This is a genomic window from Enterocloster lavalensis (assembly GCF_046603895.1).
Lineage (GTDB): Bacteria > Bacillota > Clostridia > Lachnospirales > Lachnospiraceae > Enterocloster > Enterocloster lavalensis.
The window spans coordinates 5,284,317-5,308,292 of record NZ_CP176637.1; the positions used below are offsets into that span (position 1 = coordinate 5,284,317).

Genomic DNA, 23,976 nt, shown 5'->3' on the forward strand with positions numbered 1-23,976 from the left:
TTCACATCGGCTGCCTGAGCTGTTACGAATTTTTGCCAAAAGGAAACGCACAAGAAAGGGAAGATGAGACGTGACAATCAGAATCGGAATTTTAGGCTATGGTAATCTGGGAAAAGGCGTGGAGTGCGCGGTGAAGCACAATCCGGACATGGAGCTGGCGGCGGTGTTTACCCGGCGCGATCCGGCGGGCGTGAAGATTCTCACTCCCGGCGTGAAGGTGCTGCCGGTGGAGGCGGCTGTGGGAATGAAGGACCAGATCGACGTGATGATCCTCTGCGGCGGCAGCGCCACCGACCTGCCGGTGCAGACGCCCGGGTTCGCCCGGCACTTCAACGTGGTGGACAGCTTTGACACCCACGCCAATATCCCGCAGCATTTCGAGGCTGTGGACGCGGCGGCCGGGGAGAGCGGCCACGTGGGCATCATTTCCGTGGGCTGGGATCCGGGAATGTTTTCCTTAAACCGCCTGCTGTCTGGCGCGGTGCTGCCGGAGGGCAGGGACTACACCTTCTGGGGCAAGGGCGTGAGCCAGGGGCATTCCGATGCCATCCGCCGGATTCCGGGGGTGAAGGACGCCAGGCAGTACACCGTACCTGTGGACAGCGCCTTAGCGTCGGTCCGGGCCGGGGAGAACCCGGAGCTCACCACCCGCCAGAAGCACACCCGCGACTGCTACGTGGTGGCAGAGGAGGGAGCCGACTTAAAGCGCATCGAGGAAGAGATCGTGAACATGCCCAACTACTTTGCGGACTATGACACCACGGTGCATTTTATCAGCGGGGAGGAGCTGCAGCGCGACCACAGCGGGATTCCCCACGGCGGTTTCGTAATCCGCAGCGGGCACACCGGCTGGGACAGCGAGCACAGCCATGTGATCGAGTACAGCCTGAAGCTGGACTCCAACCCGGAGTTCACCGCCTCGGTGATCGTCGCTTACGCCCGTGCGGCTTACCGCATGGCCGCGGAAGGACAGAAGGGCTGCAAGACCGTGTTCGACGTGGCCCCGGCCTATTTAAGCCCAATGGACGGCGCGGAATTGAGAAAGCATCTGCTGTGACACGGCGCCTGTCCTCCCTGCGCCGGAACGCCGGAGATCCGGCGTTTCCACGAAATTCCGCACACCCCCTTGCAATTTCCCGGCACATCCCTCATAATGGAATTATCAGAAAATGAAAGCGAGTGATAGCCGATGGATATTGAATTGTCGGAGGATATCGCCCCGGAGTATTTGGAGGATGTGTGGAACATCCTCACAAACAGCGAATTTTTGCGGCTGAGCCAGTACGTCCATCACCATTGGACCAACCGGTTCATGCACAGTCTCAACGTATCCTACCTGTCCTGGCTGATTGCCGGGAAGCTGGGCTGTGATGCGCGGGCGGCCGCCAGGGCCGGCCTGCTGCACGACTTCTGCCCCTACGACTTTAAGGCGGTGACGCCCACGGGAGAATCCCAGGCGTACTACCACCCCAAAGCCGCGGCAAAGAACAGCGAAGCGCTCTTTGGCATCAGCGACCGGGAGCGGGAAGCGATTTTGAGCCACATGTTCCCTCTGGGGCCTCTTCCAAGGAATCGGGAGGCATGGATCATCACGCTGGCGGACAAAGTCTGCGCCACGATGGAGGGCTGCCATATTGCCATCGCGCTGGCCAGACGCGGACGCGTAACCGTGGTGCCTGCCTGACCATGTAAGACAAACGTCAAAAAGCTGCCGCACAGAGTTCTGTACGGCGGCTTTTTGACGTTTGAAGGCGGAGAACCGGTCCGAGCACTGTGATTATGCACAACGCCCGGCCTGTGGAATTTCGTGAAAAACCGCCTATTACAGGGAGGTTTGGAATCTGGTATAATTTATAAGGGAACGCATCCCTTATCGAATGGAAGCGGTAACCGATGGTCACAAGAGCGGCGTAAGATTGGAAAGGTGATGAAATGTTTGAAAAAGGAGATTTGATTCTCTATGAAACCGCAGGCGTATGCAGGATCGAGGAGATTTCCTGGCTGGAGTTCCTGAAAAACGACCGGGTGTATTATTCGCTTGTTCCGGTGTTTGAAAAAGACTCGGTGATCTATGTGCCGGTCGACAATGAGAAGGTGAAGATGAGGCCCATCATGACCCGGGAGGAGGCGGAAGCCTTCATCGAACAGCTTCCCGGCATCGAGGGGCGCAGGGACATCGGCGAAAAGGAAAAAGCCCAGGTATACAAGCAGATTCTGCTTTCCGGGAACCACCGGGAGCTGGCCGCAATGATCAAGGGGATTTTTGAGGTGGGACAGGTCAGAAAGGGCAAGGGAAACCGCCTGGCCGTCCGGGACGAGGAGAATATGAAGCGGGCGCAGAAGCTGCTCTACGGGGAGCTGGCCGCGGCGCTGGGGATGCACCCGGATCAGATGCCCGCATATATCGGGGAACGCCTGGAACGCCCCGCTGTGATTTGAATAGAAGCTGACAATAAATGGAAATAAGAACCGCCGGCGGATTCGGCGCGCAGATGCGCGGAATCTCCGGCGGTTTTTTGTGCGCAGATGGGCAGAACCTCCCCTAACCAGGATTTGCCTCTAAAGTCTCCCCTTCCCCCTCTCAAAAACTAAAAAATATTGTTAATTAAAACTCGAAACTAAAAATATTTTTGACCATTTGCACAAGAAAACGTCGCACGATTATGCATGAAAAACTAAAAAACACTGAATTCAATGCGCTTTTTCACTGAGATAGATAAATAACAAACGAAAAATTCTGTTATTGACAAAAAATTTATACTCGATATAATGAAAACAGAAATTGATTGGGAATTGTTACCGGTCCGGGTTGCCCAGGGCGGCCGGACGAAGAGAAAGAAAAGGAGGATCAGCTATGCAGCATTTGAGAAGAATGGAAGACCGGGTTGTACTTTTGACAGGTGGCGGCGGCGGAATCGCCAGGGGAGTGGCCCGGGCGTTTGCGGATGAGGGCGCCAAGATGATACTGACGGATATTTTTCCGGGCGGAATGGAGCGGACCAAGGCGGAGCTGGAGCACGATTTCGGCACCGAGGTATTTACCTGCGTGGCGGACGGTTCCAAGGAGGACGAGGTAAAGGAAGCAGTGGAAAAGGGCGCGGCCCATTTTGGCAAGCTGAATGTGTTGATCAACAGCGCCCAGACCTCCGCCTCGGGGCTGACCCTGGTGGAGCACACCCAGGCCGACTTTGACAAGGCCATTTACTCCGGCCTGTACGCCACATTTTTCTATATGAAATACGCCTTCCCATTCCTCAAGGAGACCAAGGGATCGGTGATCAACTTCGCCTCCGGCGCGGGCATCTCCGGGAAACCGGGACAGAGCTCCTACGCCGCAGCCAAGGAGGGCATCCGCGGCCTTTCCCGCGTGGCCGCCAACGAGTGGGGCGCCTACGATATCAACGTAAACGTGGTGCTTCCGTTGGTGATGACCGATAAGCTGGCGCAGTGGGGACAGGAAAATCCGGAGATGTTCCGGAAGAATCTGGATGAGATTCCCTTAGGCCGTTACGGCGACGCCCAGAAGGACATCGGCAAGGTCTGCGTGTTCCTGGCCAGCTACGACGCCAAGTACATAACCGGCGATACGCTGTTCATCCAGGGCGGCGTGGGGATGAAGCCTTAAGCGCCTCCGGCCTTGGCGGAGAAGGGCTCGCGCATGAAGCTGATAAAGTCCTTTAGCACCGGCTGGTCCTTCAGCGATTTATAATATAGGCCGTAGGAGAGCACCCCGGCGTCCTCCACGGGGACGTAAATCAGGCGCGGGTGGCGCATGGCGGCCACGTCCGGCAGCAGGGTAAAGCCCAGGCCGGCCTCCACTAACGTCAGGGCGCAGGCGGGATTTTCCGTAAAATACAGCTCCTCCGGCGGGTGGTAGCCGATGAGCTGCCCCTGAATCCGGGCGATGGCCGCCGGATTCTTGCCCGGCTCGCACAAAACCATTCCGCCCTGGCGCAGTTCCTCCAGGTACAGGCGGCTGCGGCCTGCAAAGGGATGGGAGGGAGCGATCACACAGGAGACAGGCACCTTTGCCAGTTCGAGAAAGGTGCCCGGCTCCTTTTTTACGTGCTCCGCCTGAAAGCTCATCATCACATTTATGGATTCCTCATCCAGCAGGTTCTGCAGGGAGCTGAAGGGGATCAGATTGATGTACGGGTGCACCTGGGGATATCGTTCGCGCATCTTTTGCAGCACAGGGGGAAGCAGGGCCAGCTCCAGGGCGCTGTGGCAGCCGATGCCGAAAAAACGCACCTCCTCCCGGGCCTGGTGGGCCAGCTTAGCCTTGGCCCCGTAGGTCATGTTGAGGATGTTCTTGGCGTCCGCCAGAAAACTCCAGCCCTCGGGGGTCAGCTTTACGGAGCGGGTGGTGCGGATAAAGAGCTTTGCATCCAGCTCACCCTCCAGGGAAACGATCTGGTGGGTTACCGCCGGCTGGGTGATGTGCAGAATGGATGCGGCCCGGGCGAAATTCAGGTTCTCCGCCACGGTTACAAAACACTCCAGTTGTGTGGTGTTCATGACAATACCTCCCATATTTTTCCAATCAATGTTCCAACGGCAAATCTGCCAAAATCCCTTATAATAAAAGAACTTCATAAACATTAATAAAAGTTTTTTTATTAATAATAACATTTTTTGATTTCACTTTCAAGAAGCTTTGGTGTAAAACAGTTCATGTGCGAATTGTTTACATCCGAACAATCCGGCCGGGCCAACCGGTTCTGCCGGACAGAAAGGAAGGCGGCAAATGGATCAAATGGAAGGACGGCGGGCTCTGCGCCTGTTGAAAAAAGTGAATCTGGGGCTGGAATCCTCCATCAACGCGGGGATGGCCGAGATGGATCTGACGGCGGCCCAGTGCGACGTCCTGGGCTATCTGGAGGAGCACAGGGGGAAGGCCGTGTACTCCACGGATCTCCACCGGGACTTAGGCGTCTCCCGCGCCGCGGTCTGCGCTCTGATCAAAAAGCTGAGGGCCAAGGGGTTTGTGACCCTCACCGCCGAACCGTCGGATGACCGGCAAAAACGCATAGAACCCACCGGCAGGTCCGGCCTGCTCCACCAGAAAATGGAGCGCAGGGTGGACCGCGTGGTGCGGCAGATTTACCGTGATTTCACGGAGGATGAGGCAGAAGCCTTTACCGGGCTTTTGCAGCGAATGTATGAAAACGTTCAAACCATGATAAAAGAGGAGGCAGATTTATGATAATGACCTTACTGGGCCAGGTGAAGCAGTACCGCAGAGACTCCATCCTGACCCCGGTGTTCACCGCCCTGGAGGTGCTGATGGAGGTGCTGATCCCATTCATCACCGCATCGCTGATCGACCAGGGAATCGAAGCCGGAAATATGACCAAGGTGCTCCAGTACGGCGGCCTGATGCTCGCCATCGCGTTTTGCAGCCTGGCCTGCGGCGCCCTGGCCGGGACCTTTGCAGCCAGCGCAGCCTCGGGCTTTGCCTGCAATCTGCGGGACGGGATGTACGAAAATATCCAGCGGTTTTCATTTTCCAACATTGACAAATTCAGTACCGCAGGTCTGGTGACCCGCATGACCACGGATGTGACCAACGTGCAGAACTCCTACCAGATGATTCTGAGGATCGCGGTGCGCGCGCCCTTTATGCTGCTGTGCAGCATGGCCATGTGCTTTGCGACCAACGCCAGATTGAGCCTGGTGTTCGTGGCCGCCATCATCGTGCTGGGCTGCGTGCTGGCTCTCATCGTGAAGTGCACCACGAAAATTTTCGACGTGGTGTTCCGCAAATACGACGCGTTAAATGCCAGCGTGCAGGAAAATGTGTCCGCCATCCGCGTGGTGAAGGCATTTGTCCGCGAGGACCACGAGAACCGTAAATTTACCGACGCGGCTGGGCAGCTTTACCAAATGTTCGTGAAGGCCGAGTCCATTCTGGCCTTCAACAACCCCACTATGATGCTGGTGATCTACGGCTGCGTGCTGTCGCTGTCCTGGTTCGGCGCCCACCTGGTGGTGGGAGACGATATGACCACCGGCCAGCTGACCAGCATGTTCAGCTACATCATGAGCATTCTGATGTCGCTGATGATGCTCTCCATGATTTTCGTGATGGTGACCATGAGCGCGGCCAGCGGGCGGCGGATTGCGGAAATTCTGGAGGAACAGCCTGACCTGGTAAACCCGGACCGGCCCATTACGGAGATTCCCGACGGGTCCATCGATTTCGACCATGTGAGTTTTTCCTACAAGCATGGCGGCAGCGGCAAGGAAACGCTGGCGGACATCGACCTGCACATCCGCTCCGGCGAGACCGTGGGCGTGATTGGCCAAACCGGCTGCGGCAAATCCAGCCTGGTGAACCTGATCAGCCGCCTCTACGACGTGACCCAGGGCAGCGTGCGGGTGGGCGGAATCGACGTGCGCCGCTATGATATGGAGGCGCTCCGGGACCAGGTGGCTGTGGTGCTGCAGAAAAATGTACTGTTCACCGGCACCATCCTGGACAATCTGCGCTGGGGAAATGAACAGGCCACCCGGCAGGAGTGCGAGGAGGTCTGCCGTCTGGCCTGCGCAGACGAGTTCATAAGCCGCCTTCCCGACGGATATGGCACCCACATCGAGCAGGGGGGCTCCAACGTCTCCGGCGGGCAGAAGCAGCGCCTGTGCATCGCCAGAGCCCTTTTGAAAAAGCCCAGGGTATTGATTCTGGACGACTCCACCAGCGCGGTGGACACGGCAACGGATGCCAGGATACGCGCGGCATTTGCCGAGCACATCCCCGGAACCACCAAGATCATCATCGCCCAGCGCGTTTCCAGCGTGGAACACGCGGACCGCATTCTGGTGCTGAACGAAGGGCGCATAAGCGGATTTGACACCCACGAAAACCTGTTGTCGGGCAATATCATTTACCGGGAAATTTATGAGACACAGATGAAGGGCGGCGGCGATTTCGACCAGCCCGGAGGAATTGGAAAGGAAGGCGAGGAAAATGGCTGAGCGCAGGATGAAAACCATAGGCGGGCCGAAAGGCGCGGCGGCTCCGGGAGGAGGTAAAGGCGCGGCCAATCCACTCCCGGTGATGAAACGGGTGTTGGCTTATATGCTGAAATCTTATAAATTTCATTTTATGGCAGCTGTTGTCTGCATTTTGGGGGCAGCGCTGGCAACCCAGCGGGGAATCCTGTTTATGCAGGTGCTGATCGACGACTACATTCTGCCCCTGGCAGGGACCGATCATCCCCGGTTCGGACCGCTGGCGGCGGCGCTGCTTTCCCTGGCAAGCACGTATCTGCTGGGAATTCTCTGCTCCTACGGCTACAACCGGATCATGGTCAGCGTGAGCCAGGGCACCATGCGCAACCTGCGGGTGGAGCTGTTCACCCACATGGAATCGCTGCCCATCAAATATTTCGACACCCACGCCCACGGCGACCTCATGTCCATCTACACCAACGATGTGGACACCCTGCGGCAGCTTTTGAGCCAGAGCATCCCTCAGATAATCAACTCGGCCGTGACCATTGTGATCGCGTTTGTCAGCATGCTGACCCTGGATGTGCCGCTGACCCTGGTCACCCTCTGCATGGTGGCGGTGATGCTCTTTACCACCTCCCGCTTAAGCGGAAAGTCCGGCGTGTACTTCGGGCGGCAGCAGCGGGACATCGGGGCGGTCAACGGCTACATTGAGGAGATGATGGAGGGGCAGAAGGTGGTCAAGGTATTCTGTCACGAGGAGAAGGCGCTGGAGGATTTCAGACGGATCAACAACCAGCTGCGGGACAGCGCCAACAACGCCAACAAGTTCGCCAACATCATGATGCCCATCAACGCCAACCTGGGAAACATCAGCTACGTGCTCTGCGCCGTGGTGGGAGCGGCGTTAGCCATCAAAGGCTTAAACGGCCTGACCCTGGGAGCCCTGGTATCCTTTCTGACCCTGAACAAAAACTTTACCCAGCCCATCACCCAGATCAGCCAGCAGATGAACAGCATTGTCATGGCCATGGCTGGAGCGGAGCGGGTGTTTGACCTGCTGGATGAGACGCCGGAGACCGACGACGGCTATGTGGAGCTGGTCAACGCCAAATACCGGCAGGACGGCAGTCTGACAGAGACAGAGGAGCGCACCGGAATCTGGGCGTGGCGCCATCCCCACCAGGCGGACGGCACCGTCACCTACACCAAGCTGGAGGGCGATGTGACGTTTAACGACGTGGATTTCGGTTACGATGAGAACAAGATCGTGCTCCACAACATCAAGCTGTTCGCCACCCCGGGCCAGAAGATCGCCTTTGTGGGCTCCACCGGCGCGGGTAAGACCACGATCACCAACCTGATCAACCGCTTTTACGACATCCAGGACGGGAAAATCCGCTACGACGGCATCAACATCAACAAGATCCGCAAGGCGGACCTGCGGCGTTCCCTGGGAATGGTGCTTCAGGACACCCATCTGTTCACCGGAACGGTCATGGACAATATCCGCTACGGCCGCCTGGACGCCACGGACCAGGAGTGTATCGCGGCCGCAAGGCTGGCCAACGCGGACGGCTTCATCCGCCGTCTGCCGGACGGTTACGACACCGTGCTGACCGGGGACGGAGCCAATTTAAGCCAGGGACAGCGGCAGCTGTTGTCCATCGCCAGGGCGGCGGTGGCCGACCCGCCGGTGCTGATCCTGGATGAGGCAACCTCCTCCATCGACACCCGCACCGAGACCCTGGTGCAGCAGGGAATGGACCGTCTGATGGCGGGCCGGACCACCTTTGTCATCGCTCACCGCCTGTCCACCATCCGCAATTCGGACTGCATTATGGTGCTGGAGCAGGGCCGGATCATCGAGCGAGGAAGCCATGCGCAGCTGATCGCGGAGGGCGGAAGATATTATCAGCTGTACACGGGCAAGCTGGCGGCAAAGACGGCGTAAGGAGGGAAGCGGGCTGCGGTTGCGGCGGTCCCTGCATATTTTTCTTATTTTTGTATAGTCTGGCTCTTTTTGGCACATACTGTAATTGCATATAAAAGGAGGTAATGACTATGGGAAATAAAGCGCTTGACTACACCGCCCTGACGGTCAGCCTGATCGGAGCCGTCAACTGGGGCCTGATTGGATTTTTCAATTTCAATCTGGTGTCCTGGATCTTCGGTTCCGGCACCTGGTTCAGCCGGATCATCTATGGCGTAGTCGGAATCTGCGGCCTGTACCTGCTCACGTTTTTCTCACGGAGCGGCGACCAGTAGCGCCAAACGCACCAGCATAAACGCACAGAGACCGCGTCTCCCCGATACAGAGGGGGTACGCGGTCTCTTCGTTGATTTTCGGTACATCATCAATGGTTCTAGTTGTTCGGCAATCGAAAACCGCCGCCTGGCTTACGCCAGCATTCCGGCCACTCCCGCCACCAGCATGCACAGCACGAAACCGCAGAGCGTGGGGATGAGGAAGGAGGCGATCACCCATTTCCAGCCGCCCGTCTCCTTGCGGATCGTCAAAAGGGTGGTGGAGCAGGGCCAGTGCATCAGGGAGAACAGCATGGTGCAGATCGCTGTAACCCAGGTCCAGCCGTTGGCCACCAGCAGTTCCTTTAACTGGGTCAGGCTGTCGAATTCCAGCAGGCTGCCCTGGGCCATGTAGGCCATGATAATGATGGGGATCACAATCTCATTTGCCGGAAGCCCCAGGATGAAGGCCATCAGAATCACGCCGTCCAGGCCCATGAGCCTTGCAAAGGGGTCCAGGAACGCGGAACAGTGGGCCAGAAGGCTTAAATCGCCTACATACACGTTGGCCATGATCCAGATCAGCAGGCCCGCCGGTGCGGCCACCACGATGGCCCGGCCCAGGACGAAGAGGGTGCGGTCAAAAATCGAGCGCACGATCACCTTGCCGATCTGCGGGCGGCGGTAGGGCGGCAGCTCCAGGGTGAAGGAGGAGGGAACGCCCTTTAACACGGTCATGGACAGGGCCTTGGACACCGCGAAGGTCATAAGGATTCCGAACAGAATCAGCAGGGTCAGCAGCAGGGAGGAGAGCAGGGTATTTCCGGCTCCACCCGCCACGCCCACAAAAAACATGGAGATAATGGCGATCAGGGTGGGAAACCGGCCGTTGCAGGGCACAAAGTTGTTGGTGACCATGGCGATCAGCCGTTCCCTGGGGGAGTCGATGATCCGGCAGCCCACGATGCCCGCCGCGTTGCAGCCGAAGCCCATGCACATGGTCAGCGCCTGTTTGCCGCAGGCGTGGCAGCATTTGAAGGGTTTATCCAGGTTGTAGGCGATGCGGGGCAGATAACCGGAATCTTCCAGCAGGGTGAACATGGGGAAGAAAATGGCCATGGGCGGCAGCATCACCGACACCACCCATGCCAACACCCGGTAGATGCCGAGGACCAGCATCCCGGTGAGCCATTCCGGAGCTCCGATGTAGTGAAAGACGTCCAGCAGCCGGTCCTGCACCTTAAACAGCAGGTCGGAGAGCAGGGCGGAGGGATAGTTGGCGCCGGTGATGGTGATCCAGAATACCAGGGCCAGCAGCGCCAGCATAATGGGGTATCCGGCCCATTTGCTGGTGAGCACCTTATCCAGCCGGCGGTCCCCGTCGTTGTAGCCCTCCTTCTGGAAATGTACGGCCTTCCGGCTCACGGCTTCCGCCGCCTTCACCAGCCCGGAAACGATCTTATCCTTCAACTGCTCCGGCCGGAGGCCGCCCGCCTTCAGATAGTCCCTGGCCGCCTCCACTCCTGCGGCCACCGCCGGGTCTTCCAAAATGTCAAAACCTAAGTAGGCTTTCAACTCATCCATCAGGGACCTGTCGTAATCCAGGAGCTTTAATGCCAGCCAGCGGGGGCTTAAAGCTGCGGGGGAATCGCAGCAGGGAGAAATCGCGGCGGCCTCGGCCACCTCCCCAACGGCCGCGTTCCCGGTTTCGTCTGAGGCCTCTTCGATATTCCGGGCTTCAGCGCTGGCCGCCCTATCCCGGGTTGCCTCATCCTGGGCTGCCACCTCCCCAGCTGCCACCTCCCCAGATGCCGCCTCTCCGGCTTCCGCCGCCGCATCCGATCCGCCCACGGGACTTTTCCCGCACACCGCGGCGCGGATCGCGGGCTCCGCGATGCGGATGGCCTGCTCGATCAGAGGATCGTACTGCACTTTAAACGGCGTGAGCGCGGTCTCCCGGTCCACCAGGTCATCCAGCTGATCCATCATCCGGTCCAGGGATTTCTTCTTCCGGGCCACGGTTCCGGCCACCGGGACGCCCAGTTCATCCGACAGGGCGTTTAAGTCAATGGAAATGTGTTTGCGCTTCGCCTCATCCAACAGGTTGACGCAGACCAGCACCCGGTCCGAGATTTCCATGGTCTGGAGCACCAGGTTTAAGTTGCGCTCCAGGCAGGTGGCGTCGCACACCACCACCACGGCGTCGCTTTTGCCGAAGCAGATGAAATTTCTGGCCACCTCTTCCTCAGCGGAATGGGCCATCAGGGAATAGGTTCCGGGAATATCCACCAGCACGTACCCGTGACGCCCGGTTTTGCACCAGCCCTGGGCGTTGGACACGGTTTTTCCCGGCCAGTTTCCGGTATGCTGGTTCATTCCCGTAAGGTTGTTGAACAGAGTGCTTTTGCCCACATTGGGATTGCCGGCGATCGCCACTACTTTATCTGTCGGTGCCTGTTTGCGGATCTCCAGGCCGGAATCGACAGCGCCCATTCCGACCGAAGTGTTGGTCAGCCCCATAGTTATAAACTCCTTTTTCTAATAATATTTTGTAACAGTTCAGACGACGGGAAAATTGGTACGGGAAGCCGGGTCAGGCTCGCTTGTAAGTAGATTTTCGCGCCAATGTTCCGCCGTCTGAACGGTTGCAATAACTTAGCATATTAAGCCTGCACCAGAATGTTGCGGCAATCTTCGGAACGGATCGCGATCACCGCGCCGCGGATCAGATAGGCGCAGGGATCGCCGGCCGGGCTTCTGCCAAGGCACTCCACCTCGGTGTTTTCCACCAGTCCGATGTCCAGAAGCCTTCTGCGGATGCTCCCCGTGGAGACAAGTTCCTTCACTGTGGCCTTTTGGCCGGGTTTTATATCGTTTAACGAATGAATTTTATTCATAAATAAGCCACCTCAAAATAGATTTAGGATAAGGAAACATTTTTCCTAATGTTATAGTATTGCAGGAGGAGCACATTGGTTACAGATCCCAATCAAAAAGTGCCGCAAAATAAGGACAGCGGTTTTTATACCATGAAGGAATACCAGCAGGCCGGGGCCGAGGGGCTCACCTCATCCATGGAGGATTACCTGGAAATGTTATGCCGCCTGCAGCGGGAGGGGCGCCCCCTGCGGGTCAACGTCCTGGCGGAGAGCCTTCACGTCAGGCCCTCCTCCGCTTCCAAGATGCTGGGAAATCTAAAAGGCCTTGGCTACATCGATTTTCAGAAATACGGGGCTGTGGAGGTCACGGAAAAGGGGCTGCGGGAGGGCGAATACCTGCTGCACCGCCACCAGGTCCTGCACCGCTTTTTCTGCGCCCTCAACGGCACGGAGGATGAACTGGAGCAGGTGGAAAAGGTGGAGCATTTCATGGACCGGGTCACGGTGGGGAACCTGGAGCGGCTGCTGGGGAAAATGGAGGGAAGATAGAGGTACACCCGATAAATTCCCGGCCAATACTCTGGAAAAAATCTACAGGCCATTGTATAATAGAAGCATCTTTTTATATTCCCAAGAGAAAGGAGCATGACAATGGCCAAACTGCTGTATCAGGGACATGGAAGTTTTCGCCTCGTTTCGGAGAAGGGAACCGTGGTCTACGTGGACCCCTATGTGGGGGAGGGGTATGATATGGAGGCGGACCTGGTGTTGGTGACCCATGAGCACCACGACCACAATGCGGTGGAGCTGGTCACGGTGAAGGAGGGCGGCCGTGTGCTGCGCGCCGCCGATATGCTGGAGGAAGGGCGCTACCAGACCCGGGTTCTGGGGGATATCACCGTCCACGCGGTGCCCGCCTACAACAAGAATCACGACCGCAGCGCCTGCGTGGGTTACCTGATCGGCGTGGATCACAAGCGGATTTACGCGGCGGGGGATACCTCCACCACGGATTTCATGGAAAAGCTGGCGGGGGAGCACCTGGACTACGCCCTGCTGCCCATCGACGGCGTCTACAATATGGACGGCCGCGAGGCATCCCGCTGCGCTGACATCATCCGGGCAAAGCACGCGATTCCCATCCATATGAAGCCGGGCGGGCTGTTCGACCGGGCGGTGGCGGAGACCTTCCAGGCCGAGGGCCGCATCATTCTGGAGCCGGGGGAATGCATCACGCTGGAATAGCAACGCGGCAACCCGCAGGTAAAAGCCCGGGCTGGCAGCGACATGCAGCGATCCGCGGCCCACAAGGCCGGCCGCGGCAGGATAAGGAGGAGAATATGGCAAAATATGTAATGGCATTGGATGCGGGGACAACCAGTAACCGGTGCATTTTATTCGACGAGCATGGGACCATGTGCAGCGTGGCCCAGAAAGAGTTCACCCAGTATTTTCCAAAACCCGGCTGGGTGGAGCATGACGCCGGGGAAATCTGGTCCACCCAGCTGGGGGTGGCGGTGGAGGCCATGTCCAAGATCGGCGCCACGGCCGGGGACATCGCCGCCATCGGCATCACCAACCAGCGGGAGACCACCATTGTGTGGGACAAGGAGACCGGGGAGCCGGTGTATCGGGCGATTGTCTGGCAGTGCCGCCGGACCTCCGCCTACTGTGACTCCCTCAAGGACAAAGGGCTGGTGGACAGCTTCCGGGCAAAGACGGGTCTGGTGATCGACGCCTATTTCTCGGGCACAAAGCTGAAATGGATTCTGGACCATGTGGAGGGAGTCCGGGAACGGGCCGAGCGGGGCGAGCTGCTGTTTGGAACGGTGGAGACCTGGCTGATCTGGAAGCTGACCAGGGGCCGCGTCCATGTGACCGACTACTCCAACGCCTCCCGCACCATGTTGTTCAATATCAACACCCTGGAGTGGGACGAGGAAATTCTGCGGGAGCTTAATATTCCCCGCTGCATGCTTCCCAAGGCCATGCCCTCCAGCTGCGTTTACGGGGAGACCGATCCCCAGTTTTTCGGAGGCCCCATCCCCCTCGGCGGCGCGGCGGGAGACCAGCAGGCGGCGTTGTTCGGCCAGACCTGCTTCAATCCGGGCGAGGCGAAAAATACATACGGCACCGGCTGTTTCCTGTTGATGAATACCGGGGAGAAGCCCGTGTTTTCCAGGAACGGTCTGGTGACCACCATCGCCTGGGGACTGGACGGCAAGGTGAATTACGCCCTGGAGGGCTCCATCTTTGTGGCGGGCGCGGCCATCCAGTGGCTGCGGGACGAGCTGAAGCTCATCGAGTCGGCCGCGGATTCCGAGTATATGGCGAAAAAGGTGAAGGACACGGCGGGCTGTTACGTGGTGCCCGCATTTACCGGCCTGGGAGCGCCCCACTGGGACCAGTACGCCAGAGGCGCCATCGTGGGTCTGACCAGAGGGGTGAACAAATACCACATTATCCGGGCGACGCTGGATTCCCTGTGTTACCAGACAAACGACGTTCTGACCGCAATGAAGGCGGATTCCGGCATCGAGCTGGCGTCCCTTAAAGTGGACGGCGGAGCCAGCGCCAACAATTATCTGATGCAGACCCAGGCCGATATTATCGCAGCCCCGGTAAACCGGCCGCAGTGCGTGGAGACCACCGCAATGGGCGCGGCCTACCTGGCGGGTCTGGCCGTGGGCTACTGGGCGGACAAGGAGGACGTGGTGCAAAACTGGGCCATTGACCGCACCTTTACGCCGGAGATCACCGAGGCCCAGCGGACCGCGCGGGTGAACGGCTGGAACCGGGCGGTGAAATGCTCATACGGCTGGGCAAAGGACGAATAGAAGCGCCTGTGGGGCGAAGTCAGGGAAAGGGGACAGTTCAATATGAAAAAATTTATCAACGATCCCTCCATGGTGGAGGAGCAGATGATCCAGGGGATGGTCAAGGCCCATCCGCAGCATCTGCGCAAGCTGGACTGTGGCAATGTGGTGGTCCGGGCGGTGAAAAAGGAGGGCAAGGTAGCCATCATCAGCGGGGGAGGAAGCGGCCATGAGCCGGCCCACGGCGGGTACGTTGGGACCGGCATGCTGGACGCCGCGGTGGCGGGAGCCGTGTTCACCTCCCCAACGCCGGATCAGATTTACGAGGCCATCAAGGCGGTGGCCACGGACGCGGGCGTGCTGATGGTGGTGAAAAACTACACCGGCGACGTGATGAATTTTGAGATGGCGGCGGAGATGGCGGCCGATATGGATGAGATCGAAGTCCGCCAGGTGGTCACAAACGACGACGTGGCCGTGAAGGACAGCCTGTACACGGTGGGGCGGCGCGGCGTTGCGGGAACCGTATTTGTCCACAAGATCGCCGGAGCGCTGGCCGAAACCGGCGCTTCCCTGGACCAGGTGCAGGAAATGGCCCAGAGGGTCATCGACAACGTGCGCACCATGGGAGCGGCCATCGCCCCCTGCACGGTGCCCGCTGCCGGAACGCCTGGATTTACGCTGGCGGAGGACGAGATGGAGGTGGGCATCGGCATCCACGGGGAGCCGGGGACCCACCGGGAAACGATGGGCACAGCCGACGAGACGGCCGGCATGCTGCTGGAACAGATATTGGGAGATCTGGACTACAGCGGGCGGGAGGTGGCGGTGATGATCAACGGAGCGGGAGCGACGCCCCTGATGGAGCTCTACATCATCAACAACCACGTGGCCGACGTGCTTGCGGCAAAGGGAGTGCGCGTATACCGTACCTTTGTGGGCGAGTACATGACCTCCCTGGAGATGCAGGGCTTTTCCATCAGCCTGCTGCGCCTGGATGATGAGATGAAGGCGCTGCTCGACGCTCCGGCGGACACGCCGGCATGGCGATAGGAGGCGGTTGGAAATGGCGGATACAAAAAAGGTGCTGGAGATTTTGAGAGCCATGGGCCGGACCATTGCCGATGAGAAGGATTATCTGACCCGGCTGGATCAGCCCATCGGCGACAGCGACCACGGGATCAACCTGGACCGCGGTTTTCAGGCGGTGGAGCTGAAACTGCCCGGAATGGAGGGAAAGGACGTCGGCTCCATTTTAAAGGACGTGGGCATGACCCTGGTGTCCACCGTGGGCGGAGCCTCCGGGCCGCTGTACGGATCGGCGTTTATGAAGGCGGGCGCGGCGGCCGCCGGAAAGACGGAGGTGGACGCGGAGGGCTTTCTGGCCATGCTGGATGCCGCGGTGGAGGCCGTTAAAAAGCGGGGCCGCGCGCAGGTGGAGGAGGCGACCATGTTGGATGCCATGTGTCCCTCCCTGGAGGCAATGAAAGAGGCCAGGGCCCGGGGCGAAGGCGCAGGTCCCATGCTGGAAGCCGGCGTGAAGGCGGCCTGGGCGGGAGCGGAGCACACCAAGGATCTGGTCGCCACCAAAGGGCGGGCCAGCTATGTGGGCGAGCGGGGAATGGGCCATCAGGACCCGGGGGCCACGTCTTACGCCTATCTGTTGGAGACGATTGCACACTGTATACAAGAAGGATAAAAGGGGGATGGGAAAATGGTAGGTCTGGTTGTAGTATCCCACAGCGAGAATCTGGCGAAGAGCGTGGTGGAGCTCACGGCCCTGATGGCGCCGGCGGCTCGGGTAGCAGCGGCAGGCGGCATGGCTGACGGGGGCTTTGGCACCTGCTTTGAGAAGATCCGCGACGCCATCGAGTCCGTGCGCTCGGAGGACGGCGTGCTGGTGATCATGGATTTGGGCAGCGCCGTGATGACCACGGAGATGGTGGTGGAGCTGTTCGAGGGCCAGAAGGTGGAGATGGTGGACTGTCCGCTGGTGGAAGGGGCTGTGGTGGCCACCATCGACGCGGTGGGCGGAATGAGCTTTGAAGCCATCAAGGAGGATCTGGCAAAGGTCGGCACCACTCCGAAATTTTAGGGAACTAAAAATTCCAACGCGGATTCGCCGGAAAGCGGCCAGGTTCTGTGAGGACCCGGCTGCCGCAGGCGGTCCGCTTTTTTGCTGCGGGAAATATGGGCGGGGGAAATCCGAAATCCGGATTCCCGGATTCCCGAACACGGCCATTATTGCCCTGCACACAGGGGTGTGATATACTGAAGCGATACGGCGGCATTTCCGGGCATTTTCAGGAAATGCCGGTCACAATCGTTAAAGGGCAGGCGCGTTCCTGCCGGGGGGTACGGATGAGACAGTTAATCGGAAACAAAAAATTTTATCAGCGGGTTTTAATGATCGCCGTGCCGATCATGATTCAGAACGGCATCACAAATTTTGTCGGCCTTCTGGACAACATTATGGTGGGAATGGTGGGCACGGAACAGATGACGGGCGTGGCCATTGTGAACCAGCTGCTGTTTGTCTATAATATCAGCATTTTCGGGGTGATCTCCGGCGCAGGAATCTTTGGCGCCCAGTTTTTCGGCGGCGGAAACCATGATGGAGTCCGCCATACCTTCCGGTTTAAAATGATCGCCAGCCTGATTCTGACCGCCGCGGCCCTTGCCCTGCTCCTGTTTCAGGGTGAGGGACTGATTACCATGTATCTCCACGGGGAGGGCAACGAGGCCGCTTTGGGGCTTGCCCTGGGACAGGGGGAAAAGTATCTGGCGGTCATGCTGCTGGGCCTGCTCCCCTTTGGCGTGGAACAGGTTTACATCAGCACCCTGAGGGAGTGCGCGGAGACGGTGATTCCCATGAAAGCGGGAATCGCGGCGGTTTTCGTGAACCTGGTGCTGAACTATATTCTGATTTTCGGCAAATTCGGGGCCCCGGCCCTGGGGGTGGTGGGAGCCGCCGTGGCCACCGTGATTTCCCGGTATGTGGAGGCCTCCATCGTCATTATCTGGACGCACCGGCACACCAGGAGAAATCCCTTCATCGCGGGGGCGTACAGGAGCTTTTACATCCCGGCCAGTCTGGTTAAGAGCATTGTGGTCAAGGGCACGCCGCTGATGATCAACGAGGCGCTGTGGGCCGTGGGAATGGCCGCGATCATGCAGTGCTATTCTCTGCGGGGACTGGAGGCCGTTGCGGGGCTCAACATTTCCTCCACCATCGGCAATGTGTTTAACGTGGTTTACCTGGCCTTCGGAAATGCGGTTTCCATCATCGTGGGACAGCTGCTGGGCGCGGGAAAGATGAAGGAAGCCAGGGAAACGGACACGAAGCTGATCGCGTTCTCCGTGGCGGCCTGCGTCTGCATCGGAGCGATTCTGGCCCTTTTAGCGCCCCTGTTCCCGGAAATCTACAATACCAGCGGGGAAGTAAAAGCGCTGGCGGCTTCATTTATCCGTATCATCGCCATTTGCATGCCCATGGGGGCGTTTATCCACGCATCCTATTTCACGCTGCGCTCCGGCGGAAAAACCGTCGTCACCTTCCTGTTCGACAGCGTGTTCATGTGGCTGGTGAATATTCCCTTCGCCTATGTGCTCAGCAGATACACCGGGCTTCCCATCGTGCCGCTCTATCTGGCCTGCCAGATGATTGACCTGATCAAATGTTTCATCGGCTTCGTATTGGTAAAAAATGGGATTTGGATTCAGAATATTGTGGAACCAAAGCCGTGAGGGCAGGGCAGAAAACGGCGTTTACAGGCAGACAATCCGGGAGGGCTTTCCGTCAGGGGGAGCCCTCCTTTGCGCGCGCCGGGAGGGGACAGGGAGTTACCAATCCCAACGGGCGGGAATATACTAAAAGAAAAAGCAACGGATGGCAATATGCTGAAAATCATTACCTTTGTCCTTGCGCTCTGCACGGACACTTTTGTGGCCAGCCTGGCCTACGGCGCCAACCAGGTGCAGATTTCCTGGCAGAAGGCCGTGGCCTTAAACGGCATCTGCAGCGGCTGCCTGGGGCTGGCGCTGGGCCTGGGAACCCTGATTCAGGTGCTGGTGCCCCAGGAGCTGGCCCGATCGGTGGGGTTTGTCTGTCTGTTTTTCCTGGGAGTGGTAAAGCTTCTGGATTACAGCATCAAGCGATATATCAACAATCATTGTACGCTCAACAAGAATTTCCGTTTTTCCCTGTCGGGGCTGAAAATCATCATCAACATTTACGGGGATCCCATGGCGGCGGACTGGGATAATTCCAAGTCTCTCTCCTGGAAAGAAACGATCTGCCTGGGCTTAGCCATGTCCATCGACTCCCTGGTGGCCGGAACCATGGCCGCGTTTGTGGATCTGCCGGCCCTTCTGACCGTCGGAACCTGCTTTGTAATGGGGATGGCGCTGATGTACGCCGGGCTTTACGCCGGACGCCGTCTGATTGCCAGGGACGGACTGGACCTTTCCTGGCTGTCGGGCCTGCTGTTCATTTTCCTGGCATTTTCAAGGACCAGAGGGGCGTGAGGGGAAGGCTCCGGGGCGGCGCAGGCGGGGCCGCACGCTGGGGACAGGATTCAGGATAAATTAAGAAGGCCGTAAAGTTTTTGCAGAGGGTCTATGTTATAATTTAAGAAAATGCAGGGCTGGCCATCAGCCTGGAAGCTACCGGGCGGTCGGCGTCGCGGTATTATGATGGAAACACAGTCCCTGCCTTCAACCGGCAGGGGAGAGGCAACAGCGAAAACACGGCGAGGAGGAGACAGATGAGGAAATTATGGACGGCAGTAGCGGCTGCAATATTCTTGACGGCGGCGTTGGGAACGGGAACAGCTTACGCCCACGATGCGGAGTATGGAATGTGGACCGGGGAACAGAACGGCCTGCTTCTGGGGATTGTGGAGGAAGCGGGGGAGGACTGGGTGGTCCTAAAGGAAGTCAAGGCGCTGCCCAGCGGAGATAAAGGCGGGGTGAATGACCGCCAGCTGCCGCCGGAGGAAGTGCCGGAACGCCTGAAGGTGACGGACCTGAGGCCGTATTTGATCTCGTACAATAAGGTGGAGAAGCCGCAGGCCGGGCAGTGTCTGCTGGTCAGCGCCGATCTGGGAAAAAATGGAGAGTGGAAAGCGCTGTGGCCTCCCTATGAGGTCAGCAGCCTGGATACGTCCACTTTGGAATTCCAGACCGATGAGGATAAAAACATGTACGGCGCAGCCTGGGAGCGGTTTGTACATTCCGGAGGGAAGGACTACCGGTTTGCCTTTGAGCACGGAGATTTGTCCGACACCCTTTATTTACAGGTTCCACGGGACGACGGCACCATGGAAAATCAGATTATTTTCCAGCGGGAAAACAAAATTGAGAGCCAGGCGCCCGGCAGCCTGGAAGCGGCGCCGGACAAGGAGACCGCCGCCGTTCAGGAGAGCGCCGCAGCCGGACAGACGGGGCCGGAAACCACACCCGCAGCCCAGGCGGCGGGAGCTGAGACCACTCAGGCAGAGGAGACGGGCACGGCGTCCATGGGGCTGGAGACGGTCCTGATCGCGATTGCGGCCGGGTTCTTCGGGGGGATGGTGATCAGCAGGTTGAGAAAAAATAAGAAGCGGTAGGATTGAAAGCAGGATAACCATTAAAACGGCATCGGAGGCCAGAGGCTCTCAGATGCCGTTTTTTGAAAGTGCGCCCGGCGGCGCACGTTTCTAACCGGTGCAAGTCCGGAATCCGCCCGGTAGTGGGAAGGATATAGCCGAAAGCAAGGGTGTCCATCGTGAGATGGAATCTGAAGGAAGCTGGATGTGGGGAACATACTAACCCATGGGCAAATCTCTGGTCTGACGGACAGAAATCACATCAGGCTATGCATGAGGGTAAGACTGCATTACAAGCCGAAGCCCAATAACTACACGGAATCATGTATGGTAAATGTGGCAGATGGATGGAGAGAAAGAAACGTGTGATACCCGGGGAGGTCTGTGCGGAATGTCCCGAAAGGGATAACCACTATCGAGAGGTAGTGCTGAACGTACAGAAGTCAGCCGAGGTCATAGTAGTCGAGTACCACAGGGTACTTCGGTGAAGGACCGAATCAATAGGAGTCTTTAGTACAACCGGGAAAGGAGGAAAGAGCCTTGGGTACAGAAAACAAAGACAGCTGCTCGCAAAGAGATAGCGCGGAACGTGAAGGGTATGTGAGAGCGCACCGTTCTTTCCGCCGGATATGGAAGGAAAGGGACGGTGCACAGCCGGAACTCTTGGAGGAGATACTGGATAAGGGCAACCTTAACAGAGCTTTTAAGAGGGTGAAGGCAAACAAGGGAGCGCCAGGAATCGATGGGATTACCGTGGAAGAAATAGGCGCATACCTGAGGGAAAACCAGAAAGAACTTATCGAGAGAATAAAAAGGGGAAAGTACACCCCCGACCCGGTGAGACGAGTGGAGATTCCCAAGCCGGACGGTGGAATACGAAAGCTTGGTATTCCAACCGTAAAAGACCGCATTTTCCAGCAAGCGCTAACACAGCGCCTTACACCGGTCTACGAGCCGTTGTTCTCGGAGAACAGTTACGGTTATCGTCCGGGAAGAAGTGCGAAAGACGCTATTCAGAAGGTGAAAGAGTATGCAGAGCAGGGATATACCCATGCGGTAGCATTGGACTTGTCGAAATACTTCGATACTCTGAACCATGAGATACTCCTGAATATCCTGCGCAGAGATGTAAAGGACGAAAGGGTAATCCAGTGGATTAAGAGGTACCTAAAGAGTGGCGTTATGGAAAATGGAGTAGTCATGGAAACAGAAGAAGGATCGCCGCAAGGGGGAAATCTTTCCCCTCTGCTGGCGAACATCTATCTGAACGAGTTTGACCAGGAGTATCAGAAACGGGGAGTTATATTTGTCCGTTATGCAGATGACATCGTGCTGCTGGCGAAAAGCGACAGAGCGGCAAAGAGACTGCTGGAGACAAGCATGAAATATCTGGAAGGGACACTGAAACTGAAGGTGAACCAAGAGAAAAGCCGTGTAGTCAGTGTATTTGCAATCCGAAATTTTAAGTTTCTTGGCTTTACATTGGGAAAGAACGGAAAGGGCATCTATGTCCGGGTTCATGGAAAGTCATGGAAGAAGATGAAGTCAAAGCTGAAAGACCTTAGTTCCCGAAGGTCTGTTCAGAGCATACGCCCAGCACTAGCAAAGATAAAAGTGTATATGCGGGGATGGCTGAATTATTACGGAATAGCAGATATGAAGAAGCGAATAGACGAACTCAATAAGTGGCTATACCACAGAATCCGAATGTGTATATGGAAGCAATGGAAGAAACCGAAAACGAAGGTGAAGAACCTGCGGAAAATGGGAGTGCCGGAAGACTTGGCATGGCAGGCAGGAAATAGCCGAAGAGGTTATTGGTTTACGACGCATACGGTAGCGGTGAATCTGGCAATGACAAAAGAAAGACTGATAAGCAGTGGCTTTTATGATTTAGCTGCCGCCTATCAGTCGGTGCACGTCAACTGTTGAAACCGCCGTGTACCGAACGGTACGCACGGTGGTGTGAGAGGACGGGAGCTAATCACTCCCTCCTACTCGATTGCTTCCGGTTTTCAAGCGCCGCAAAATGTAGTATACTCTCTGTAAATATTTTGTTTTTCAGAAACAGGCGCACTCCGCGCCTGACAAAGGAGTCCCACATGCCAAACATCATCGAAATCACCGATTTTTCCGCCCCGGAGCTGGACGTCTACGCCCGGTACTCGGAAGTACAGCTGTTAAACCGCCACGAGCCGGAAAAAGGTATTTTTATCGCTGAGAGCCCCAAAGTGATCGGGCGCGCCCTGGATGCCGGCTGCGTTCCGGTATCCCTGCTCCTGGAGCGCAAACACGTGGAGGGACAGGGGAAGGAGATCATCAGCCGCTGCGGTGAAATCCCCGTCTACACGGCTGAATTTGACGTGCTGACAAAGCTCACCGGCTTTAAATTGACCCGCGGCATGCTCTGCGCCATGTACCGCCCCGGGCTTCCCGGTGTCGGGGAGGTCTGCCGCGGAGCGCGCCGCATCGCCGTGCTGGAAAACGTGATGAATCCCACCAATATCGGCGCGATTTTCCGCTCAGCCGCCGCTCTCAACATGGACGCGGTGCTGCTGACGCCCGCATGCAGCAATCCCCTGTACCGCAGGGCAATCCGCGTCAGCATGGGCACGGTATTCCAGGTCCCCTGGACCTTTCTGGAGGGCACGGAGTGGCCGCAGCCCGGGATGGAGCTTCTGCGCAGCCTGGGCTTTAAAACCGCGGCTATGGCCCTCAGCGACGACTCCGTCAGAATCGACGATCCGCGGCTTATGGCGGAGGACAGGCTGGCCCTGATTCTGGGAACGGAGGGCGACGGGCTGGCGGAAGAGACCATCGCGGACTGCGACTACACGGTCCGGATCCCCATGTCCCACGGCGTGGACTCTTTAAATGTGGCGGCCGCCAGCGCCGTCGCCTTCTGGCAGCTGGGCCGCCGTCCTGCCTAGCCGCCAGCTCCGTCGCCTTCTGGGCCGCCGCCTTACCTGGCTGCCATCATCCGCTTCATATCCGGCACGGCCGCCAGCAGTGGGAACAGGGCGGTGGAGATCACCAGCCCGCTGGCGCCCTGGATCAGGTTCGCCGGAACGCTGGCTAAGGCTGCGGCTGTGCCGTAAATAAAGCTCTCGCAGAAACAGTATCCGCCCGCCACCAGGGCAACATCGATCAGACCGCAGATTGCCACCGCAGCCGTGCGGTTTTTTAAATGTCCGGACAGCCGCCGGAAAGCGTGGCCCGCCAGAAAGGCCACCAGTCCCTTGATGACAAATGTGATCGGCACATAGAGAAAATATCCACCTAACAGATCGGCCATGGCGGAACCCATCCCCGCCGCCAGAAACGCCGCGCCGGGATTTAAAAAGATGCCGCACAGGATTACAACCGCGTCGCCCGGATGGATGTAGCCGCCGGTTCCCGGCGTTGGAATGCGGATTGCCATGGTCGCCACGCACGCCAGCGCGGCGAACAGGGCGGCGATTACCATTTTTTTCGTCTGTCTCATAATTGATT

The 23,976-nt window shown here is 57.9% G+C and carries 23 protein-coding genes; 19 read left to right on the forward strand and 4 right to left on the reverse strand.

Translation table 11 applies throughout. The features are described 5' to 3' along the window. Positions 1-70: 70 nt before the first annotated feature. The 4 genes from ACK2JC_RS23805 to ACK2JC_RS23820 all read left to right on the forward strand — a co-directional run bounded on the left by ACK2JC_RS23805 (position 71) and on the right by ACK2JC_RS23820 (position 3,625). Positions 71-1,057, forward strand: coding sequence for a diaminopimelate dehydrogenase (locus ACK2JC_RS23805; RefSeq protein ID WP_320938289.1), 987 nt, complete (start codon positions 71-73; stop codon positions 1,055-1,057). Positions 1,058-1,189: 132 nt separating this feature from the next. Beyond that, the gene (locus ACK2JC_RS23810; protein WP_007714025.1) at positions 1,190-1,684 is read left to right on the forward strand and encodes an HD domain-containing protein; all 495 of its coding nucleotides are present in this window, start codon (positions 1,190-1,192) and stop codon (positions 1,682-1,684) included. Between the two features lie 248 nt (positions 1,685-1,932). Next, positions 1,933-2,439, forward strand: a complete 507-nt coding sequence (locus ACK2JC_RS23815) for a CarD family transcriptional regulator (protein ID WP_368270920.1) — start codon at positions 1,933-1,935, stop codon at positions 2,437-2,439. A 415-nt stretch (positions 2,440-2,854) separates the two neighbouring features. Then, on the forward strand, positions 2,855-3,625 hold the full coding sequence (locus ACK2JC_RS23820; protein WP_007714021.1) for an SDR family NAD(P)-dependent oxidoreductase: 771 nt from the start codon (positions 2,855-2,857) through the stop codon (positions 3,623-3,625). Here ACK2JC_RS23820 and ACK2JC_RS23825 read toward each other — a convergent pair. Continuing rightward, on the reverse strand, positions 3,622-4,518 hold the full coding sequence (locus tag ACK2JC_RS23825; RefSeq protein WP_320938288.1) for a LysR family transcriptional regulator: 897 nt from the start codon (positions 4,516-4,518) through the stop codon (positions 3,622-3,624). The genes ACK2JC_RS23820 and ACK2JC_RS23825 overlap by 4 nt on opposite strands. A gap of 229 nt (positions 4,519-4,747) precedes the next feature. Between ACK2JC_RS23825 and ACK2JC_RS23830 the strand changes: the two genes are divergently transcribed. From ACK2JC_RS23830 to ACK2JC_RS23845, 4 genes are all read left to right on the forward strand, one after another. Further along, positions 4,748-5,206, forward strand: a complete 459-nt coding sequence (locus tag ACK2JC_RS23830; protein ID WP_092368094.1) for a MarR family winged helix-turn-helix transcriptional regulator — start codon at positions 4,748-4,750, stop codon at positions 5,204-5,206. Further along, entirely contained in the window at positions 5,203-6,978 is a 1,776-nt protein-coding gene (locus ACK2JC_RS23835) for an ABC transporter ATP-binding protein (protein WP_368270919.1), read from the forward strand. Before ACK2JC_RS23830 ends, ACK2JC_RS23835 begins: the two co-directional genes overlap by 4 nt. Continuing rightward, positions 6,971-8,908 (forward strand): ABC transporter ATP-binding protein, encoded by a 1,938-nt coding sequence (locus ACK2JC_RS23840; RefSeq protein WP_320938286.1) that lies wholly within the window; start codon positions 6,971-6,973, stop codon positions 8,906-8,908. Before ACK2JC_RS23835 ends, ACK2JC_RS23840 begins: the two co-directional genes overlap by 8 nt. 110 nt (positions 8,909-9,018) lie before the next feature. Further along, positions 9,019-9,222, forward strand: a complete 204-nt coding sequence (locus ACK2JC_RS23845) for a DUF378 domain-containing protein (RefSeq protein ID WP_092368104.1) — start codon at positions 9,019-9,021, stop codon at positions 9,220-9,222. Between the two features lie 132 nt (positions 9,223-9,354). Here the strand turns inward: ACK2JC_RS23845 and feoB are convergent, their stop codons facing one another. Further along, positions 9,355-11,721: a ferrous iron transporter B gene (feoB, locus tag ACK2JC_RS23850; RefSeq protein WP_320938285.1), complete on the reverse strand. Its 2,367-nt coding sequence runs from the start codon at positions 11,719-11,721 to the stop codon at positions 9,355-9,357. Between the two features lie 143 nt (positions 11,722-11,864). Then, positions 11,865-12,098 (reverse strand): ferrous iron transport protein A, encoded by a 234-nt coding sequence (locus tag ACK2JC_RS23855; protein WP_007713999.1) that lies wholly within the window; start codon positions 12,096-12,098, stop codon positions 11,865-11,867. A gap of 132 nt (positions 12,099-12,230) precedes the next feature. Between ACK2JC_RS23855 and ACK2JC_RS23860 the strand changes: the two genes are divergently transcribed. The 11 genes from ACK2JC_RS23860 (at position 12,231) to ACK2JC_RS23910 (ending at position 23,414) form a co-directional block, all read left to right on the forward strand. Beyond that, complete coding sequence (locus ACK2JC_RS23860; protein ID WP_092368210.1) at positions 12,231-12,629, forward strand: metal-dependent transcriptional regulator; 399 nt, start codon at positions 12,231-12,233, stop codon at positions 12,627-12,629. 96 nt (positions 12,630-12,725) lie between these two features. Beyond that, complete coding sequence (locus ACK2JC_RS23865) at positions 12,726-13,325, forward strand: MBL fold metallo-hydrolase (protein WP_320938284.1); 600 nt, start codon at positions 12,726-12,728, stop codon at positions 13,323-13,325. A 95-nt stretch (positions 13,326-13,420) separates the two neighbouring features. After that, positions 13,421-14,917, forward strand: coding sequence for a glycerol kinase GlpK (gene glpK, locus ACK2JC_RS23870; RefSeq protein WP_227168526.1), 1,497 nt, complete (start codon positions 13,421-13,423; stop codon positions 14,915-14,917). Positions 14,918-14,959: 42 nt separating this feature from the next. Continuing rightward, positions 14,960-15,949 (forward strand): dihydroxyacetone kinase subunit DhaK, encoded by a 990-nt coding sequence (gene dhaK / locus ACK2JC_RS23875; protein ID WP_320938283.1) that lies wholly within the window; start codon positions 14,960-14,962, stop codon positions 15,947-15,949. Between the two features lie 13 nt (positions 15,950-15,962). Continuing rightward, positions 15,963-16,595, forward strand: a complete 633-nt coding sequence (gene dhaL / locus ACK2JC_RS23880) for a dihydroxyacetone kinase subunit DhaL (protein ID WP_320938282.1) — start codon at positions 15,963-15,965, stop codon at positions 16,593-16,595. Between the two features lie 15 nt (positions 16,596-16,610). Continuing rightward, positions 16,611-16,991 (forward strand): dihydroxyacetone kinase phosphoryl donor subunit DhaM, encoded by a 381-nt coding sequence (dhaM, locus tag ACK2JC_RS23885; RefSeq protein ID WP_320938281.1) that lies wholly within the window; start codon positions 16,611-16,613, stop codon positions 16,989-16,991. Positions 16,992-17,257: 266 nt separating this feature from the next. After that, positions 17,258-18,643, forward strand: coding sequence for an MATE family efflux transporter (locus tag ACK2JC_RS23890; RefSeq protein ID WP_320938280.1), 1,386 nt, complete (start codon positions 17,258-17,260; stop codon positions 18,641-18,643). 150 nt (positions 18,644-18,793) lie between these two features. Next, complete coding sequence (locus tag ACK2JC_RS23895; RefSeq protein ID WP_092368128.1) at positions 18,794-19,423, forward strand: manganese efflux pump; 630 nt, start codon at positions 18,794-18,796, stop codon at positions 19,421-19,423. A 239-nt stretch (positions 19,424-19,662) separates the two neighbouring features. Then, positions 19,663-20,505 (forward strand): hypothetical protein, encoded by an 843-nt coding sequence (locus ACK2JC_RS23900; RefSeq protein WP_320938279.1) that lies wholly within the window; start codon positions 19,663-19,665, stop codon positions 20,503-20,505. Between the two features lie 519 nt (positions 20,506-21,024). Further along, positions 21,025-22,416 carry a group II intron reverse transcriptase/maturase gene (ltrA, locus tag ACK2JC_RS23905; RefSeq protein WP_411337926.1) on the forward strand — a complete coding sequence of 464 codons (1,392 nt, stop codon included), beginning with the start codon at positions 21,025-21,027 and terminating at the stop codon, positions 22,414-22,416. Positions 22,417-22,586: 170 nt separating this feature from the next. After that, positions 22,587-23,414: an RNA methyltransferase gene (locus ACK2JC_RS23910; RefSeq protein ID WP_320937274.1), complete on the forward strand. Its 828-nt coding sequence runs from the start codon at positions 22,587-22,589 to the stop codon at positions 23,412-23,414. Between the two features lie 32 nt (positions 23,415-23,446). Here the strand turns inward: ACK2JC_RS23910 and ACK2JC_RS23915 are convergent, their stop codons facing one another. Further along, on the reverse strand, positions 23,447-23,968 hold the full coding sequence (locus ACK2JC_RS23915) for an ECF transporter S component (RefSeq protein WP_320937273.1): 522 nt from the start codon (positions 23,966-23,968) through the stop codon (positions 23,447-23,449). Positions 23,969-23,976: the final 8 nt, after the last annotated feature.

What these genes read in the sequence shown, in the direction of transcription:
- ACK2JC_RS23835 (WP_368270919.1), top strand. Translation starts at nt 5,203, where the DNA reads ATGATAATGACCTTACTGGGCCAGGTGAAGCAGTACCGCAGAGACTCC.
- ACK2JC_RS23825 (WP_320938288.1), bottom strand. Translation starts at nt 4,518, where the DNA reads ATGAACACCACACAACTGGAGTGTTTTGTAACCGTGGCGGAGAACCTG.
- ACK2JC_RS23915 (WP_320937273.1), bottom strand. Translation starts at nt 23,968, where the DNA reads ATGAGACAGACGAAAAAAATGGTAATCGCCGCCCTGTTCGCCGCGCTG.
- ACK2JC_RS23830 (WP_092368094.1), top strand. Translation starts at nt 4,748, where the DNA reads ATGGATCAAATGGAAGGACGGCGGGCTCTGCGCCTGTTGAAAAAAGTG.
- dhaM (WP_320938281.1), top strand. Translation starts at nt 16,611, where the DNA reads ATGGTAGGTCTGGTTGTAGTATCCCACAGCGAGAATCTGGCGAAGAGC.
- ACK2JC_RS23810 (WP_007714025.1), top strand. Translation starts at nt 1,190, where the DNA reads ATGGATATTGAATTGTCGGAGGATATCGCCCCGGAGTATTTGGAGGAT.
- ACK2JC_RS23910 (WP_320937274.1), top strand. Translation starts at nt 22,587, where the DNA reads ATGCCAAACATCATCGAAATCACCGATTTTTCCGCCCCGGAGCTGGAC.
- ACK2JC_RS23820 (WP_007714021.1), top strand. Translation starts at nt 2,855, where the DNA reads ATGCAGCATTTGAGAAGAATGGAAGACCGGGTTGTACTTTTGACAGGT.
- ACK2JC_RS23815 (WP_368270920.1), top strand. Translation starts at nt 1,933, where the DNA reads ATGTTTGAAAAAGGAGATTTGATTCTCTATGAAACCGCAGGCGTATGC.
- ACK2JC_RS23865 (WP_320938284.1), top strand. Translation starts at nt 12,726, where the DNA reads ATGACAATGGCCAAACTGCTGTATCAGGGACATGGAAGTTTTCGCCTC.
- feoB (WP_320938285.1), bottom strand. Translation starts at nt 11,721, where the DNA reads ATGGGGCTGACCAACACTTCGGTCGGAATGGGCGCTGTCGATTCCGGC.
- ACK2JC_RS23855 (WP_007713999.1), bottom strand. Translation starts at nt 12,098, where the DNA reads ATGAATAAAATTCATTCGTTAAACGATATAAAACCCGGCCAAAAGGCC.
- dhaL (WP_320938282.1), top strand. Translation starts at nt 15,963, where the DNA reads ATGGCGGATACAAAAAAGGTGCTGGAGATTTTGAGAGCCATGGGCCGG.
- ACK2JC_RS23840 (WP_320938286.1), top strand. Translation starts at nt 6,971, where the DNA reads ATGGCTGAGCGCAGGATGAAAACCATAGGCGGGCCGAAAGGCGCGGCG.
- ACK2JC_RS23900 (WP_320938279.1), top strand. Translation starts at nt 19,663, where the DNA reads ATGAGGAAATTATGGACGGCAGTAGCGGCTGCAATATTCTTGACGGCG.
- ACK2JC_RS23845 (WP_092368104.1), top strand. Translation starts at nt 9,019, where the DNA reads ATGGGAAATAAAGCGCTTGACTACACCGCCCTGACGGTCAGCCTGATC.
- ACK2JC_RS23860 (WP_092368210.1), top strand. Translation starts at nt 12,231, where the DNA reads ATGAAGGAATACCAGCAGGCCGGGGCCGAGGGGCTCACCTCATCCATG.
- ACK2JC_RS23890 (WP_320938280.1), top strand. Translation starts at nt 17,258, where the DNA reads ATGAGACAGTTAATCGGAAACAAAAAATTTTATCAGCGGGTTTTAATG.
- glpK (WP_227168526.1), top strand. Translation starts at nt 13,421, where the DNA reads ATGGCAAAATATGTAATGGCATTGGATGCGGGGACAACCAGTAACCGG.
- dhaK (WP_320938283.1), top strand. Translation starts at nt 14,960, where the DNA reads ATGAAAAAATTTATCAACGATCCCTCCATGGTGGAGGAGCAGATGATC.
- ACK2JC_RS23895 (WP_092368128.1), top strand. Translation starts at nt 18,794, where the DNA reads ATGCTGAAAATCATTACCTTTGTCCTTGCGCTCTGCACGGACACTTTT.